Raw genomic sequence first — 15,742 nt, forward strand, 5'->3', positions numbered from 1 at the left:
GAGAAGGAATGTTCTCCCGGTTCACAGCGTCCTCGCTGTGTTTTTTCAAAGGAACCTCGACCATCGGATGATTCCGACGGACGGGGTATCAACATATCTGGCGTTGACTTTTGGCACGCTGTTGAGTTCTCAAGGAACGGACGCTTCCTTTGTACTCACCCTCTCGGGCTTTCCTCCGGGCGCTTCCCTTCGGTCTTGCGTTTCCGACTCTATCAGATCTTTCCGATCCGATTTCCTCGGTGCTTTCCAGGTTCCCGCTCCGCTTTCGCTTCGCGTTTCCCTTTCCGGCGGTTCCGACTCTATCAGATCCTTTTCGGCCTGACCCCCAGTCAGCGGGGTTCGTCTTCCCGGCCCTTGGGCCGTTCTGACGAGTGAGACTTTAGCGGATTCCGTGCTCCCGAGCGAATCGGGGGCTGCGTTCTCGCGAACGCGGATTCCTCATTCCGTAAATACGCACGACAATGCACGACGGCAGACAGACTGAAACGACTGTCGTCGAGTAGTGAAGAGGACTTGCGGAGTGGCTGCCCGGGGACCGACCGGAGTCGGCTCTCACGTCGGACAACTCGAAGTACCTTACGGACCCCGGCGGGGCGTGTCAACTCATGGCCGCGGAGGCCCCGGGGGCGTACGCTGTTCGTCATGACTACGCGTACGTACAACCAGCAGTGGTGGCCCGCCTGACGGCGGCCGCGCTCACGTACGCAACACAACGGCCGCCGCCTCGGCGGCCGTTCTCGTTTCTCCCTCCAGGGGCTCCGGGGGCCGGGCCGGCCGGGGACGGCGGTCTCGACCGAGAGATGGAGTGGAGATGACACGGGTCTTCAGTGGGGTCAAGCCGACCGGGCACCTGACGCTCGGGAACTACCTGGGCGCCATGCGGCAGTGGGCCGAGGTCGACCAGCACCGGGCGGACGCGCTGTTCTGCGTCGTCGACCTGCACGCTCTGACCGTGGACCACGACCCCGCGCGCGTGCGCAGGCTGAGCCGGCAGGCGGCGACGCTGCTTCTGGCGACCGGCCTGGATCCCGAGCGGTGCACCGTGTTCGTGCAGAGCCACGTGGACGAGCACGCCCGGCTGTCCTACCTGCTGGAGTGCGTGGCCACCGACGGCGAGATGCGGCGGATGATCCAGTACAAGGAGAAGTCCGCGCGCGAGCAGGGGCGGGGCGGGAGCGTGCGGCTGTCGCTGCTGACGTACCCGGCGCTGATGGCCGCCGACATCCTGGCGTACGACACGGACGAGGTGCCGGTCGGCGACGACCAGACGCAGCACGTGGAACTGGCGCGGGACCTGGCCGTGCGCTTCAACCACCGCTACGGGCACACGTTCGTGGTGCCGAAGGCGACCCCGCCGAAGGTGGCGGCCCGGGTGATGAACCTGCAGGACCCGACGTCGAAGATGGGGAAGTCGGACGACTCCGGACCGGGCATCGTCTATCTGCTCGATGAGCCGGAGGTCGTGCGCAAGAAGGTCATGCGGGCGGTGACCGACAGCGGGCAGGACGTCGTCTACGACCGGCAGGAGCGGCCCGGGGTCGCGAACCTGCTGGAGATCCTGGCGGCTTGCGAGGGCGGGAACCCGCAGGACCTGAGCGGTGCGTACGAGTCGTACGGCGCCTTGAAGAAGGACACTGCGGAGGCTGTGGTCGAACTGCTCAGGCCCGTACAGCAGCGGCACAGGGAGCTGTGCGCGGATCCCGGTCATCTGGAGGGGGTGTTGCGGGCGGGCGCGGAGAAGGCGAGAGAGATGGCGCGGCCGACGGTGGACGCGGCGTACCGGGCGATCGGGCTGCTGCCCGCCTGAAGGGCTGGGGCCGGGCGGGCAGCGGGGCCGGGGTCAGTTGTTGCCGGAGGCCAGCTCGCGGCTGCGGTCGCGGGCGGCTTCCAGCGCTGCGATCAGTGCGGCGCGCACTCCGTGGTTCTCGAGTTCACGGATGGCGTTGATCGTCGTGCCGGCCGGCGAGGTGACGTTCTCGCGGAGCTTGACCGGGTGCTCGCCGCTGTCGCGGAGCATGACGGCGGCGCCGATGGCCGACTGGACGATCAGTTCGTGGGCCTTGTCGCGGGGCAGCCCGAGCAGGATGCCCGCGTCGGTCATGGCCTCGACCAGGTAGAAGAAGTAGGCGGGGCCCGAGCCGGAGAGAGCTGTGCAGGCGTCCTGCTGGGACTCGGGGACGCGCAGGGTCTTGCCGACGGCGCCGAAGATCTCCTCGGCGTGGGTGAGGTGGCCGGCGGTGGCATGGGTGCCTGCGGAGATCACGGACATGGCCTCGTCGACGAGGGCGGGCGTGTTCGTCATGACGCGGACGACCGGGGTGCCCGCGGCCAGGCGCTCCTCGAAGAAGGAGGTGGGGATGCCCGCCGCGCCGCTGATGATCAGGCGGTCGGCGGGGACGTGCGGAGCGAGTTCGTCGAGGAGGGTGCCCATGTCCTGGGGCTTGACCGTGAGGATCAGGGTGTCGGCGGTCTTCGCCGCCTCCGCGTTGGTCACCGGGGTGACTCCGTGGCGGGCGCGGAGTTCCTCGGCCCGCTCGGGGCGGCGGGCGGTGACCAGGAGGTCGGAGGGGGCCCAGCCGGCCCGGATCATTCCGCTGAGCAGGGCTTCGCCGATCTTGCCGGTGCCGAGGACTGCGACTTTCTGGCTCATGGGGTTCATCCTCGCACCGGCGGTCGGGGGTGCGGCGGGTTGTCCGGCAGGCGGGACGTACGGGGGCCGGGGGGGCCGGGCGGGGTGGGTCAGGGCTTGCCGGCGACCAGGAGGAGGACGTCGTAGGTCTCCTCGACGATGCCGTCGGGGAAGACCTTCAGCAGCTGGTCGCGCTCCTGGGCGAGGAAGGCGGTGCGGCGGTCCTCGGGGCAGACGAGGAGGAACGAGTGGCTGCCGATGTTGGCGAGGTGGCTGTCGACGGGGATCCGGCGGCTCCAGCGCACCTCGCGGCGGGTGAAGCGCAGGCGGCCGGTGGGGTCGGCCAGCTCGGTGCGGGCGGCGCGCTGTTTCTCGGCGGGGATGTCGATGCCGAAGAAGCGGCCGGCCCGGCGGCTCGCCTCGGCGATCCACTCGATGTCCGAGGCGTCCGTGTTCCACCACAGGGCGAGGGCGCCGCCGGACCGCAGCACGCGCAGGGCTTCCGGGACGGAGCGGTGCGGGTCGGTCCAGTGCCAGGACTGGGCGTAGGTGAGGAGGTCGGTGGAGTCGTCGGCGAGGGGGAGGGCGTTGCCGTTGCCGCGTACGAGGGGGATGCCGGGGTGGCTGCTGCGGAACTGGGCGGCCATGCCGTCGCCGGGTTCGACGGCCAGGACCCGGGCACCGCGCGCGTGCAGGAGGGCCGTCGAGATGCCCGTACCGGCGCCGACGTCCGCGACGCGCGCGCCGGCGAGCGGGCGGCCGGTGAGGTCTTCGACCGCGTCGAGGAGGGCCGCCGGGTAGGAGGGGCGGTGGGCGGCGTACTGGGCGGCGGCCGCGTCGAAGGAGCGGGCTCGGGTGGCGTGGTCGGCGGCGCCCTGGGCGGGCGAGAGAGGGGCGGTCATGTGCCCATGGTGGTGCAGGCGGGGCGCATGGCGGGCGGAGTTTTCCCGGTGAGGGCGGGCCGGTCCCTCGGGTGCGGGCCGGTCCGGACGGGACGGCGGGTCAGGAGTGGCGGCGCTTCCTGGAGGGATTGCCGGAGCGGCGGGTGGCGCGGCGCTCGAACTGTTCGCGGGCCTCTTCGTACTCCCGGCGGTGGAGTTTCTCGCCTGGGGCCTCGGTGAGGGAGCGGAAGAAGTAGGCGAGGAGGGAGCCGATGAAGCCGATGGCGAGCAGGCCGCGCAGGGAGGACTGGCGCTCGGGGTCGGGGCGCTTGGAGAAGCCGCCCCAGGTGTGACCGAAGGCGAGTGCGCTGCACACGGCGAACATGACGACGACGAGGAGCGTGACGAAGGCGCCCGAGTTCGCGATCTGGATGCCTTCGAAGGCGAAGCGGAGGACGAAGCAGGCCGCGGCGGCCGCCAGGAGTGAGCCGGCGGCGACGCCGGCGCGGCGCAGCGCGTAGCCGTCGTCGTGGTGCACCCAGGTCGTGCCGAAGAAGCGCAGGGGCTCGGGGCGCGGGCCGGTGGAGCCGGTGGCCGTGGAGCCCGCGGGGGTGGCCGGGGTGCCGTTCTCGTCGCTCACGCAACCGATTATGGCGCCCCGAGGGTCGCGGGCTCGGGGCGGGCTCAGAGCTGCGGACACCATGGGAGTCCGATCAGCTCGCGGCGTCCGGCACGTGCGGTCGCAAGGCGCCGAAAGGCCCTGGTAGGGAGCTACCAGGGCCTTCCGGCAACGCCGCGAGCGTGCGTGCCAGGCGTCGCGGGCCGGGCGCTCATTCTGTCCGCAGCTCTCAGGCGCAGCGCGGGGCGATGTAGCCGTCGGCGCCGGTGTAGATGTAGGCGTCGGAGACGTATTCGCCGTTGTCGATGTTGTCCCAGATGCTCGACGTGCCGTAGGGCCCGGTCACCTTGGTGCCGGTGGTCTGGCAGTAGACCGGGACCTTGGCGCCCGCCGGCAGGGTCCGCACGATCGGGTACCCGGTGCCGGGGCCGCTGCGGACGTTGAGGCTGACGCCCGGGGCGACCGAGTAGTAGTGCAGGGCCGCTGCCCGGGCCGTGACGCCCTGTGCGTCGTCCTGGCCCGGTGTCTCTTCGACGTGGTCGACCGACATGGAAGATCCTCCCCCGTTTATTTCCCCATGACTGTCATGGGGTCCCGTTGGTTCCCCTGGAGCGCGTTGTGGAACAGGCGTGCGCAACTCGCACGCGAACGCTAGCAAGCCGCCTCAGTCCCGTCCGCGTCATCGACTAGGGTCGGTGCGTCGCGCGCGCGGGACGAACAGCACGGGGGTGGTCCATGACGCCACAGCGCAACATCGGAGCGGGCGCGGAAGCGGAACTTCCGGAATACGCCGGTCACTATCGGCTCGAGTCGCGTCTGGGCTCCGGGGGCATGGGGGTCGTGCACCTGGCCCGCAGTACGTCGGGGCTGCGGCTCGCGGTGAAGGTGGTGCACGCGGAGTTCGCCAGGGATCCCGAGTTCCGGGGGCGTTTCCGGCAGGAGGTGGCGGCGGCCCGCAGGGTCAGCGGCGCGTTCACGGCGCCGGTCGTCGACGCCGACCCGGAAGCGGACCGGCCGTGGATGGCCACGTTGTTCATTCCGGGTCCCACGCTCGCGGAGGAAGTGAAGCGGAACGGGCCGATGGCCCCGGCACAGTTGCGGCGGCTGATGGCGGGCCTCGCCGAGGCGCTGCGCGACATCCATCGGGTGGGGGTCGTCCACCGTGACCTGAAGCCGAGCAACGTCCTGCTCGCCGAGGACGGGCCGAAGGTCATCGACTTCGGTATCTCCCGGCCGAAGGACAGTGAACTGCGCACCGAGACCGGGAAGTTGATCGGTACGCCGCCGTTCATGGCGCCCGAGCAGTTCCGGCGGCCGAGGGAGGTCGGGCCGGCCGCCGACATCTTCACGCTCGGGTCGGTGCTGGTGCACGCGGCGACGGGGCGCGGTCCGTTCGACTCCGACAGCCCGTACATCGTGGCCTACCAGGTCGTGCACGACGAGCCGGACCTGGGCGGTCTGCCGGAGGATCTGGCTCCGCTGGTGCTGCGCTGCCTGGCCAAGGAGCCCGAGGACCGGCCGACTCCGGACGAGCTGATGCGGGAGCTGCGGTCGGTGTCGGCCTCGTACGACACTCAGTTGTTCATACCGGAACAGCGCTCGGGCACGGCAGCGGTGCCGGGCGCCGCCGGGGACTGGGGCGAGGCGCGGGTCCCGGGCGGGGCGGGGGTGCCGGACGGATCCGAGGTGCCGGCCGCCGGGTCCGGTGGCGAGCGGCCGGTGCGGCGGGCCGGGTGGCGTCCCGGCCGACGGCTGGGCAGGCGGCTGGCGCTGGCCGCGGGTGTGTGCGGGCTGGCCGTGGGCGGGACGCTCGGGGCGGTGGAGGTGTTCGGCGGTCAGACGGCGCACCGGGACGCGGCACCGCGGACCGCCGCGGCCGCCTTCAGCGGGTGGCAGGCCCGGCCGGTGTCCGAGGACGGTCACATGCCGCAGTGCGCCGCCGCGTCCGGGCAGCTCCTGTGTGCCGGGCCCGGGCTGGTCTTCGCCCTCGACCCGGCCGACGGCAGGCTGCTGTGGCGTCGCTCGGCGGCGGCCGCCCCGGCCGGCGGCGCTCCGCGGGTGTCGGGCGGGCTCGTGCTGCCGCCGGCCGGGCAGGACGGCGTCGTGCGGGCGCTGGATCCCCGTTCGGGCGCGGTGCGCTGGCAGCGTGACGTGTCGGCGTACAAGGCGATGCGGTGCGCCGGGGACATGCTGCTGCTCACCGGTGCGGACGGCACGGTGACGGGGGTGGACAGCCGTTCGGGGGCAACGCGCTGGAGCCGGCGCGTGCCCGGCCTGACCGAGCCGTACTTCCTGTCGTTCGCCGGTGATCCGCTGGCGTACGCGGCGAGCCCCGCACGGGACGGGAAGGGCACACGGGTGACCGCTGTCGATCCCCGCACGGGTGCCGTGCGCTGGCAGACGCGGCTGAACGGGTCGCTGCGGCCCTTCGGGACGGCCGGCGGATCGCTGTTCCTCCAGTCCGTCGACGGGGTCTACGGCGACACGCGGGCGGTGGTCCGCTACTCCCCGGCGAGCGGGGCGGCCCGCCGGGTGGCGCTGCCGGTCCCGCTCCAGCAGGCGCACGCCGACGTCCGCGGCGAGGTGGTGCACCTGCTGTCGGCCGGTGGTTCGCTGACCGCCGTCGACATGGCCGCGGGCCGGCGGCTGTGGTCCCTGGAGACCTCCGTGAGCCGTGGTTCGGCGCCGGTCGCCGACGCGCGGCACGTGTACGTCCTGTCGGCGGACGGGCGGCTGCTGGCCGTGGACGCGGCCAGGGGTGTGCTGGTCGGTCAGACGCCGGCGCGGCTGGGCGCGGGGGCGGACCGGGTCGCCGCCTCGGTCCCGGATCCGGTGCCGGCCGCCGGCCATGTCTACGCCGGCGCTCCCGACGGCACCGTCTTCGCCGTGGACGCGGGCGCCCCGTCGGCGTGGTGACGCGCGAAGGACCGTCCGCCGGGTGAGGCGCGGAGGGGCACTCGCCGGGTGACGGGTGCGACGGCATCCCCCAGGTGACGCGTGAAAGGGGCCGCTCCCGGTGGGAGCGGCCCCTTTCAGGCGTCGGCCGGGGCCCGCGGACCGGCGGACCCGTGGGTCAGCCCAGCTTCGAGACGTCGCGGACGGCGCCCTTGTCGGCGCTGGTGGCCATCGCGGCGTAGGCGCGCAGGGCCACCGAGACCTTGCGGTCGCGGTCCTTGGGGGCGTACACGCCGTTCAGGGCCTGCTCGCGGCGGGACAGCTCGGCCTCGTCCACCAGGAGTTCGATGGTGCGGGCGGGGATGTCGATGCGGATGCGGTCGCCGTCCTCGACGAGGGCGATGGTGCCGCCGGAGGCCGCCTCGGGCGAGGCGTGCCCGATCGACAGGCCCGAGGTGCCGCCGGAGAAGCGGCCGTCGGTGATCAGCGCGCAGCTCTTGCCGAGGCCGCGGCCCTTCAGGTACGAGGTCGGGTAGAGCATCTCCTGCATGCCGGGGCCGCCCTTGGGACCCTCGTAGCGGATGACGACGACGTCACCCTTCTTGACCTGCTGGGTGAGGATCTTCTGGACGGCCTCCTCCTGCGACTCGCAGACGACGGCCGGGCCCTCGAAGGTCCAGATGGACTCGTCGACGCCGGCGGTCTTCACCACGCAGCCGTCCACGGCGAGGTTGCCCTTGAGGACGGCGAGGCCGCCGTCCTTGGAGTAGGCGTGCTCCAGGGAGCGGATGCAGCCGCCCTCGGCGTCGGTGTCCAGGGCCTCCCAGCGCTCGGACTGGGAGAAGGCCTCGGCGGAGCGGACGCAGCCGGGGGCCGCGTGCCACAGCTCGACGGCCTCGGGGGACGGGGAGCCGCCGCGCACGTCCCAGGTCTTGAGCCAGTCCGCCAGGGAGGGGCTGTGCACGGCGTGCACGTCCTCGTTGAGCAGGCCGGCCCGGTGCAGTTCGCCGAGCAGGGCGGGGATGCCGCCTGCGCGGTGCACATCCTCCATGTAGTACGTGCGGTCCTTGGCGACGTTCGGGGCGACCTTGGCCAGGCAGGGGACGCGGCGGGAGACCGCGTCGATCTCCTCCAGGCCGAAGGGCACGCCGGCCTCCTGGGCGGCGGCCAGCAGGTGCAGGATCGTGTTGGTCGAGCCGCCCATGGCGATGTCGAGGGCCATGGCGTTCTCGAAGGCCGCGAAGGTGGCGACGTTGCGCGGCAGGACCGTGTCGTCGTCCTGCTCGTAGTAGCGGCGGGTGATGTCCATCACCGTGCGGGCCGCGTTCTCGTACAGGGCGCGGCGGGCGGTGTGGGTGGCGAGGACCGAGCCGTTGCCGGGCAGGGAGAGGCCGATGGCCTCGGTCAGGCAGTTCATCGAGTTGGCGGTGAACATGCCGGAACAGCTGCCGCAGGTGGGGCAGGCGTTCTCCTCGATGCGGAGGATGTCCTCGTCGGAGATCTTCTCGTTGACGGCCTCGGACATCGCGTCGACCAGGTCGAGCGTGCGCACGGTGCCGTCGACCAGGGTGGCGCGGCCGGCCTCCATGGGGCCGCCGGAGACGAAGACCGTCGGGATGTTCAGCCGCAGGGCCGCCATCAGCATGCCCGGGGTGATCTTGTCGCAGTTGGAGATGCAGACCAGGGCGTCCGCGCAGTGCGCCTCGGCCATGTACTCCACGCTGTCGGCGATCAGGTCGCGCGAGGGCAGCGAGTACAGCATGCCGCCGTGGCCCATCGCGATGCCGTCGTCGACGGCGATGGTGTTGAACTCGCGCGGGATGCCGCCCGCCTCGCGGACCGCCTCGCTGACGATCCGGCCGACCGGCGCCAGGTGCGTGTGGCCGGGCACGAACTCGGTGAAGCTGTTGGCGATCGCGATGATCGGCTTCCGGCCGATGTCCGCGCCGGGTACACCGGAGGCGCGCATAAGGGCGCGGGCGCCCGCCATGTTGCGGCCGTGGGTGACTGTGCGGGACCTCAGCTCGGGCATCGTCGCTCGCTCCTTCGGAGAGTTCTGACTGTGTCGAGCGTACGCCGGTCATCCAGGGGGCGGGACGCGGTGTCCGTCATGCGGGACGGGCGTCTCGGGGTGACGGCGGGCTCGCGGGGGGTTCGGGGGTGCGGCGCGGCGCGCCCGGGAGGGCGTGCGCCGGCCGGTGCGCTCGGGCGCGGGGGGTGTCGGCGAGGGGGTGCCGGGGGCGGGGCGTCAGCGGCGGGGCAGGCCCGCCGTCGACGCCAGGTGGAGCCGGGTGAAGGCCAGGGCCTCGGCGAGGTCGGCCTCCCGCTCGGCGCCGGACATGGCACGTCGGGTGTTGACCTCGATGACGACATGGCCGTCGAAACCGGAGCCGGCCAGGCGTTCCAGCAGCTCGGCGCAGGGCTGTCCGCCGCGGCCGGGCACCAGGTGCTCGTCCTTCGCCGAGCCCTTGCCGTCGGCGAGGTGGACGTGACCGAGGCGGTCGCCCATGCGGTCGACCATCTGGAGCGCGTCGGTACGGGCCGTCGCCGCGTGGCTGAGATCGATCGTGAAGTGCCGGTAGTCGTCCTTGGTGACGTCCCAGTCGGGGGCGTAGGCGAGCATCTCGCGGTCCCGGTAGCGCCAGGGGTACATGTTCTCCACGGCGAACCGCACATCCGTCTCGTCCGCCATCCGCCAGATTCCGTTGACGAAGTCGCGGGCGTACTGGCGCTGCCAGCGGAACGGCGGGTGCACGACGACCGTGCTCGCGCCGAGCCGCTCCGCCGCCGCACGGGCGCGCTGGAGCTTGACCCAGGGGTCGGTGGACCACACCCGCTGGGTGATCAGCAGACAGGGGGCGTGCACGGCCAGGATCGGTATCCCGTGGTAGTCGCTGAGCCTGCGCAGCGCGTCGATGTCCTGGCTGACGGGGTCGGTCCAGACCATGACCTCGACGCCGTCGTAACCGAGGCGCGCGGCGATCTCGAAGGCCGTCGCCGTCGACTCCGGATACACGGAGGCCGTCGACAGGGCGACCTTCGCATCCGGGATGCGCACGACGGGTTCCACCACGAGTGACAGGTTACGGGGTGCTCGGGCACTCACGGCGTGAGCCCGCTCACCGTGACCGGTTCCAGGCCGTGCCCGTGCCCCTCGTACGCGTCGTCCGGACGCGAGGCCCTATGCCGAGCCCATGTGGTCCAGGCGCCGCAGGATCACGCCCTCGCGCAGGGCCCAGGGGCAGATCTCCAGGCGCTCCACGCCGAAGAGGTCCATCGCGCCCTCGGCGACCAGCGCACCGGCCAGCAGCTGGCTCGCGCGGCCGTCGGAGACACCCGGCAGCTCGGCGCGCTCCCCGGCCGTCATCGCGGCGAGGCGCGGCACCCACGCCTCCAGGGACTCGCGCTTCAGCTCGCGCTGCACGTACAGGCCCTCGGCGGAGCGCGCGGCCCCGGCGATGCGGGCGAGCTGCCGGAACGTCTTGGAGGTGGCGACCACGTGATCGGGGGCCCCGAAGCGGCTGAACTCGCCCACGGTCCGCGCGATCTCCGCCCGGACGTGGCGGCGCAGTGCCCTGACGTCCTGCGGGTCGGGCGGATCGCCCGGCAGCCAGCCCGCGGTGAGCCGGCCCGCGCCTAGCGGCAGCGACACGGCGGCGTCGGGCTCCTCGTCGATGCCGTAGGCGATCTCCAGAGAACCGCCGCCGATGTCCAGGACGAGCAGTTTCCCGGCGGACCAGCCGAACCAGCGGCGGGCGGCGAGGAAGGTGAGACGGGCCTCCTCCGCCCCGCTGAGCACCTGGAGCCGGACGCCCGTCCCGGCCTGCACGCGCGCGAGGACGTCGTCGGCGTTGCCGGCCTCGCGCACGGCGGAGGTCGCGAACGGGAGCAGGTCCTCGACGCCCTTGTCCTCGGCGGCCTGGATCGCGTCCCGGACCACGGCGATCAGCCGCTCGACCCCCTCGGAACCGATCGCTCCGTCCTCGTCGAGGAGTTGGGCCAGCCGCAGTTCCACCTTGTGCGAGTGGGCGGGCAGCGGGCGGGCACCGGGGTGCGCGTCGACCACCAGCAGATGCACCGTGTTCGAACCCACGTCGAGGACACCGAGTCTCATGTACGGAACGCTACTGCCACCGGGGCGGGACCGGCACGGGCCCGGCGGCCGCTCGGCGCCGGGCCCGGCGACTTACCCTGGACGCGTGCCAAAGACGAAGAAGGCGAAGACCGGTAAATCGGCGGGCCCCGTGCCCGAGCCGGACGAGAAGGGACTCGACTTCGCGCGCGCGTGGGTGGAGTTCCCCGACCCGGCGGACGACGAGCAGGTCTTCCGCTGCGATCTGACCTGGCTGACCTCCCGCTGGAGCTGCGTCTTCGGCAGCGGCTGCCAGGGCATCCAGGCGGGCCGCGCGGACGACGGGTGCTGCACGCTGGGCGCGCACTTCTCCGACGAGGACGACGAGCAGCGGGTGGCCGGGCACGTGGCCAGGCTCACTCCTGACATCTGGCAGAACCACGCCGAGGGCACGGAGAACGGCTGGGTGTCCGAGGACGAGGAGGGGTCGCGGCAGACCCGCCCCTTCCAGGGCTCCTGCATCTTCCAGAACCGTCCCGGGTTCGCCGGCGGCATGGGCTGCTCGCTGCACATCCTGGCGCTCAGGGAGGGCCGCGAGCCGCTGGAGACCAAGCCGGACGTGTGCTGGCAGCTGCCGATCCGGCGGACCTTCGAGTGGATCGACCGCCCCGACGACACCCGGGTGCTCCAGGTCTCGATCGGCGAGTACGACCGCCGGGGCTGGGGCCCGGGCGGCCACGACCTGCACTGGTGGTGCACGTCGGCCACGTCGGCGCACGGCGCGGGCGAGCCGGTGTACGTCTCCTACCGGGCCGAGCTGACCGAGCTGATGGGCAAGGCGGGCTACGACCGGCTGGTCGAGCTGTGCGAGGAACGCCTCGCCTCGGGACTGCCGCTGCTCGCCGCGCACCCTGCCGATCCGGCGGGTCCGGTGAAGCGGGGCTGACGGATCCGGAGGTTCCGGTGAGCCGGGGCCGGAGGTTCCGGTGGACCTGGGCTGACGGATCCGGCACCTGAGCCGGGCCGGTCCTACGCGCCGGGGCAGGCGGATCCGGCCGGCCCAGCCCCGGCCCGGCCCTCCGGGAGGCGGCAGCACCGCCCCGCCGGGCTTCCGGCCCCGCGGAACGGCCCAGGGTCTTTCGTCGGGATCGGGCCGGAAACGCCGCGGACGCGGCATGATCCGAACAACACACCTAGCTTCCCGCCGGGCTCGGTGTGCCACTGCCGTCCGCGGGCGGGGGCGAGCCGCCCGGGTCGGACGGGGACGGCGTGCCGGTGGGCGTCGGGGTCGGGTCGGTGGACGGCGGCGGGCCGGTCGGCGGGCCGGAGGGATCCGTGGAGCCGCCGGTGGGAGTCGGGGTGGGGCTGCGGGGGTCGTCGGTCGGTGTCGGGTCCGCTGGACGCGGAGGACGGGGCACGGACGGGCTGGGCGCACCGCCGAGGCCGTCGATGGAGACCACCGCTCCCGCCGGTGCGATCGCCACGCGCGCGCTCCAGGGACCGGACGGCTCGTGCAGGTGGTCGACGTACACCCTGACCGTCACCGACTCGCCGGGCTCCAGGGTTCCCGCGGAGCGGCTGAAGTAGAGCCAGGACGCCCGGGTGGACGCGGACCAGCGCACGGGTGCGGAGCCGGACGCGGTGAGGGTGACGAGGGTGGTGTCGCCGGTGCCCGTGGCGGTCACGGTCAGCCGGGCGTCCTGACGCCCGGCCCCCGCGACACCGAGGACCTCCACCGAGACGTCCGGCCGTGGGCCCTGGCCGATACGGGCACCGGGCCCCCGGCCCGTACCGGCGTCGGTGCCGGGGTAGCCGCCGGTGTCCTCGCCGACGAGGGCGCCGGAGTCGTGGTCCTCGCGCGCGGTGGCGGAGGGGCCGCCCCCGCCCTCGCCGGTCGGGGTGCCGCGGTAGGCGGCCCACAGGGCGAGCACCGGAGCGGCGACCACGGTGGCGACCACCGTCGTCGTGACGGCACGCGCGCGCAGCCGGTCCCTGCGGGCGGCGCGGTCCTTGGGGTCCATCGGGAATCCCCGCCGGTCGAGGCGCGGAGCGGTGCCCCGCGCGCGCGAGTGGTGCGCCATGGCCAGGCCCAGTGCCGTGCGGGGGGCCGGCAGGACGGGCAGTTCCGCGGGGGTGACGCAGGCGCCGGGCCAGCGGGCGGGATGCGCGCGCTCGGCGGTGCGGCGGCAGCGCGGGCAGTCGTCGACGTGCCGGACGAGTTCGCGGCGCAGCGCCGTGCCGAGCACGAACCGGCTGTCGCCGGTGAGGGCGGCCACGCCCGGGCAGCCGCCCGCCTCGGCGACGGCGAGCGCCGCGCGGGTGCGCTCCACCTCGCAGGCGGCCGCGGCGAGCAGTTCCCGGGCGGCCGTGAGGTTCATGCCGAGCACGGCGGCGACCTCGTGGGCGGTGAGGTGGTGGCGGACGGCGAGTTCGAGCGCCTCGCGCTGCTCGGGGGTGGTGCCGGCGGCCTCCGGCCAGGCCAGCAGGGCGAGTTCGCGGCGCCGCCGCTCCTGGACGTCCTCGGGCACGGGCGGGGCGGCGGCCCGCTCCGGGCTCCGCCGGGGTCCTCCGTGACGTCCGGCCGCGTGCGTGGCCTGACGTTTCTGCCTGGCCTCGGCCAGCGCGCGCAGACAGGCCCAGCGGGCCAGCGCGTACAGCCAGGCCCTGTGCTCCCCCGCGCTCTGCGGCACGCGCGGCGCCCGCCGCTCGGCGAACGCGAGGGCGTCACCGAGGGCGGTGGTCGCCGCGTCGTGGTCGCACAGCACGGACAGGCAGTAGGTGAACAGGCCGTCGAGGTGGGGCTCGTAGGCGGCGGGCGGATGCTGCGCCAGGGTGCGCGCGGCAGCGCGGTCGCGCGCCTCGTGGTGCGGCCGGTGCTCACCGGTCGTACGCGTCGTACGGTTCGTACGGGTCGAGGTCTGCGGACTGGTGCTCATCACCTGTGCGACCGTAGGCGGCGGAGGTTCGTCCGTTCTTCCCTGTTGCGCACTTTTAATCCGTACGGGTGAAACGATCCCTCATACGGGGACGGGGGCGGCCCGTTCCCTCCTTCGTGCGGGCGCGTTCGACCCCGTTCGGTCCCCTGAGCGGTCCCCGGGCCCGCGTCTGCTCCCGCGGTGAGCGGGCCGTGCGGGCGGCGCTGTCAGTGGCGGCGGTTACGGTTTCGTCATGGCTGCCCGTACGAAGACCACCAAGGACCGCCCGTCCTACCGCTGCACCGAATGCGGCTGGCAGACGGCGAAGTGGCTCGGCCGCTGCCCGGAGTGCCAGGCCTGGGGCACGGTCGAGGAGTACGGCACGCCCGCCGTCCGTACGACGGCACCGGGCCGGGTCACCAACTCGGCCCTGCCCATCGGCCAGGTCGACGGGCGCCAGGCCACCGCCCGCTCCACCGGTGTGCCCGAGCTGGACCGGGTGCTGGGCGGCGGGCTGGTCCCCGGTGCCGTCGTGCTGCTCGCCGGTGAGCCCGGCGTCGGCAAGTCCACACTGCTGCTGGACGTGGCGGCCAAGGCCGCGAGCGACGAGCACCGCACGCTGTATGTGACGGGCGAGGAGTCCGCGAGCCAGGTCCGGCTGCGTGCCGACCGCATCGGCGCCCTCGACGACCACCTCTATCTCGCTGCCGAGACCGATCTGGCCGCCGTGCTCGGCCACTTGGACGCGGTGAAGCCCTCCCTGCTGATCCTCGACTCGGTGCAGACGGTGGCGTCCCCCGAGATCGACGGCGCGCCCGGCGGCATGGCGCAGGTCCGGGAGGTGGCCGGCGCGCTGATCCGCGCCTCCAAGGAGCGCGGCATGTCCACACTGCTGGTGGGCCATGTCACCAAGGACGGTGCCATCGCGGGCCCGCGCCTGCTGGAGCACCTGGTGGACGTGGTGCTGCACTTCGAGGGCGACCGGCACGCGCGCCTGCGCCTGGTCCGCGGCGTCAAGAACCGCTACGGCGCCACCGACGAGGTCGGCTGCTTCGAGCTGCACGACGAGGGGATCACGGGCCTGGCCGACCCCAGCGGCCTGTTCCTGACCCGCCGCGCCGAGCCGGTGCCCGGCACCTGCCTGACCGTGACCCTGGAGGGCCGCCGCCCGCTGGTCGCCGAGGTCCAGGCACTGACCGTGGACTCCCAGATCCCCTCCCCGCGGCGGACGACGTCGGGCCTGGAGACCTCCCGGGTGTCGATGATGCTGGCCGTGCTGGAGCAGCGCGGCCGGATCAGCGCGCTGGGCAAGCGGGACATCTACTCGGCGACGGTCGGCGGGGTGAAGCTGTCCGAGCCCGCCGCCGACCTCGCCATCGCGCTCGCGCTGGCCTCGGCGGCGAGCGACACCCCCTTGCCGAAGAACCTCGTCGCGATCGGCGAGGTGGGCCTGGCCGGTGAGGTCAGACGGGTCACGGGCGTGCAGCGCCGGCTCTCGGAGGCGCACCGCCTGGGCTTCACGCACGCCCTGGTGCCGGGCGACCCGGGCAAGGTGCCGCCCGGGATGAAGGTCCTGGAAGTGGCCGACATGGGGGACGCGCTGCGGGTCCTGCCGCGCTCGCGTCGCCGGGAGGCCCCACGGGAGCAGGAGGACCGCCGGTAGACTTTGCGCTGGTCCCGCCCGTCCGTACGAACCGAGTGTGCGAAACGGGAGCGCCAGAAGAACCTGCG

The 15,742-nt window shown here is 73.1% G+C and carries 12 protein-coding genes; 4 read left to right on the top strand and 8 right to left on the bottom strand.

The genetic code is table 11. The annotated features are described in order from the left end of the window. The first annotated feature begins 811 nt into the window (after positions 1–811). On the top strand, positions 812–1,807 hold the full coding sequence (gene trpS, locus AC6I72_RS13950) for a tryptophan--tRNA ligase (RefSeq protein ID WP_498001075.1): 996 nt from the start codon (positions 812–814) through the stop codon (positions 1,805–1,807). Positions 1,808–1,840: 33 nt separating this feature from the next. On the opposite strand, the gene proC is transcribed toward trpS, so the two are convergent. The 4 genes from proC to AC6I72_RS13970 form a co-directional block, all read right to left on the bottom strand. Then, complete coding sequence (gene proC, locus AC6I72_RS13955; protein ID WP_037850395.1) at positions 1,841–2,650, bottom strand: pyrroline-5-carboxylate reductase; 810 nt, start codon at positions 2,648–2,650, stop codon at positions 1,841–1,843. Positions 2,651–2,739: 89 nt separating this feature from the next. Further along, positions 2,740–3,531, bottom strand: coding sequence for a class I SAM-dependent methyltransferase (locus AC6I72_RS13960; RefSeq protein WP_498001077.1), 792 nt, complete (start codon positions 3,529–3,531; stop codon positions 2,740–2,742). Positions 3,532–3,631: 100 nt separating this feature from the next. Then, a complete protein-coding gene (locus tag AC6I72_RS13965; protein WP_498001080.1) occupies positions 3,632–4,150 on the bottom strand; it encodes an EamA/RhaT family transporter in 519 nt (172 codons plus the stop codon). 208 nt (positions 4,151–4,358) lie between these two features. After that, on the bottom strand, positions 4,359–4,679 hold the full coding sequence (locus AC6I72_RS13970) for an SH3 domain-containing protein (protein WP_498001081.1): 321 nt from the start codon (positions 4,677–4,679) through the stop codon (positions 4,359–4,361). 185 nt (positions 4,680–4,864) lie between these two features. Between AC6I72_RS13970 and AC6I72_RS13975 the strand changes: the two genes are divergently transcribed. After that, complete coding sequence (locus AC6I72_RS13975; RefSeq protein ID WP_498001083.1) at positions 4,865–7,045, top strand: serine/threonine-protein kinase; 2,181 nt, start codon at positions 4,865–4,867, stop codon at positions 7,043–7,045. A 157-nt stretch (positions 7,046–7,202) separates the two neighbouring features. Here the strand turns inward: AC6I72_RS13975 and ilvD are convergent, their stop codons facing one another. The 3 genes from ilvD to AC6I72_RS13990 form a co-directional block, all read right to left on the bottom strand. Beyond that, on the bottom strand, positions 7,203–9,056 hold the full coding sequence (ilvD, locus tag AC6I72_RS13980; protein WP_498001084.1) for a dihydroxy-acid dehydratase: 1,854 nt from the start codon (positions 9,054–9,056) through the stop codon (positions 7,203–7,205). Between the two features lie 216 nt (positions 9,057–9,272). Beyond that, the gene (locus AC6I72_RS13985; RefSeq protein WP_498001085.1) at positions 9,273–10,097 is read right to left on the bottom strand and encodes a sugar phosphate isomerase/epimerase family protein; all 825 of its coding nucleotides are present in this window, start codon (positions 10,095–10,097) and stop codon (positions 9,273–9,275) included. Positions 10,098–10,205: 108 nt separating this feature from the next. Beyond that, on the bottom strand, positions 10,206–11,138 hold the full coding sequence (locus AC6I72_RS13990; protein WP_498001086.1) for a Ppx/GppA family phosphatase: 933 nt from the start codon (positions 11,136–11,138) through the stop codon (positions 10,206–10,208). 85 nt (positions 11,139–11,223) lie between these two features. Here AC6I72_RS13990 and AC6I72_RS13995 point away from each other — a divergent pair, with 85 nt between their 5' ends. After that, the gene (locus AC6I72_RS13995; protein ID WP_498001088.1) at positions 11,224–12,042 is read left to right on the top strand and encodes a DUF3109 family protein; all 819 of its coding nucleotides are present in this window, start codon (positions 11,224–11,226) and stop codon (positions 12,040–12,042) included. A 247-nt stretch (positions 12,043–12,289) separates the two neighbouring features. Here AC6I72_RS13995 and AC6I72_RS14000 read toward each other — a convergent pair whose 3' ends face one another. Continuing rightward, positions 12,290–14,032: a BACON domain-containing protein gene (locus AC6I72_RS14000; protein WP_498001089.1), complete on the bottom strand. Its 1,743-nt coding sequence runs from the start codon at positions 14,030–14,032 to the stop codon at positions 12,290–12,292. 232 nt (positions 14,033–14,264) lie between these two features. Here AC6I72_RS14000 and radA point away from each other — a divergent pair, with 232 nt between their 5' ends. Further along, the gene (radA, locus tag AC6I72_RS14005; protein WP_498001090.1) at positions 14,265–15,674 is read left to right on the top strand and encodes a DNA repair protein RadA; all 1,410 of its coding nucleotides are present in this window, start codon (positions 14,265–14,267) and stop codon (positions 15,672–15,674) included. Positions 15,675–15,742: the final 68 nt, after the last annotated feature.

The sequence above is a fragment of the Streptomyces sp. Xyl84 genome, from assembly GCF_059731885.1.

Coding starts and splice junctions, on each gene's coding strand:
- trpS (WP_498001075.1), top strand. CDS start 812: ATGACACGGGTCTTCAGTGGGGTCAAGCCGACCGGGCACCTGACGCTC.
- proC (WP_037850395.1), bottom strand. CDS start 2,650: ATGAGCCAGAAAGTCGCAGTCCTCGGCACCGGCAAGATCGGCGAAGCC.
- AC6I72_RS13960 (WP_498001077.1), bottom strand. CDS start 3,531: ATGACCGCCCCTCTCTCGCCCGCCCAGGGCGCCGCCGACCACGCCACC.
- AC6I72_RS13970 (WP_498001081.1), bottom strand. CDS start 4,679: ATGTCGGTCGACCACGTCGAAGAGACACCGGGCCAGGACGACGCACAG.
- AC6I72_RS13975 (WP_498001083.1), top strand. CDS start 4,865: ATGACGCCACAGCGCAACATCGGAGCGGGCGCGGAAGCGGAACTTCCG.
- ilvD (WP_498001084.1), bottom strand. CDS start 9,056: ATGCCCGAGCTGAGGTCCCGCACAGTCACCCACGGCCGCAACATGGCG.
- AC6I72_RS13990 (WP_498001086.1), bottom strand. CDS start 11,138: ATGAGACTCGGTGTCCTCGACGTGGGTTCGAACACGGTGCATCTGCTG.
- AC6I72_RS14000 (WP_498001089.1), bottom strand. CDS start 14,032: ATGAGCACCAGTCCGCAGACCTCGACCCGTACGAACCGTACGACGCGT.
- radA (WP_498001090.1), top strand. CDS start 14,265: ATGGCTGCCCGTACGAAGACCACCAAGGACCGCCCGTCCTACCGCTGC.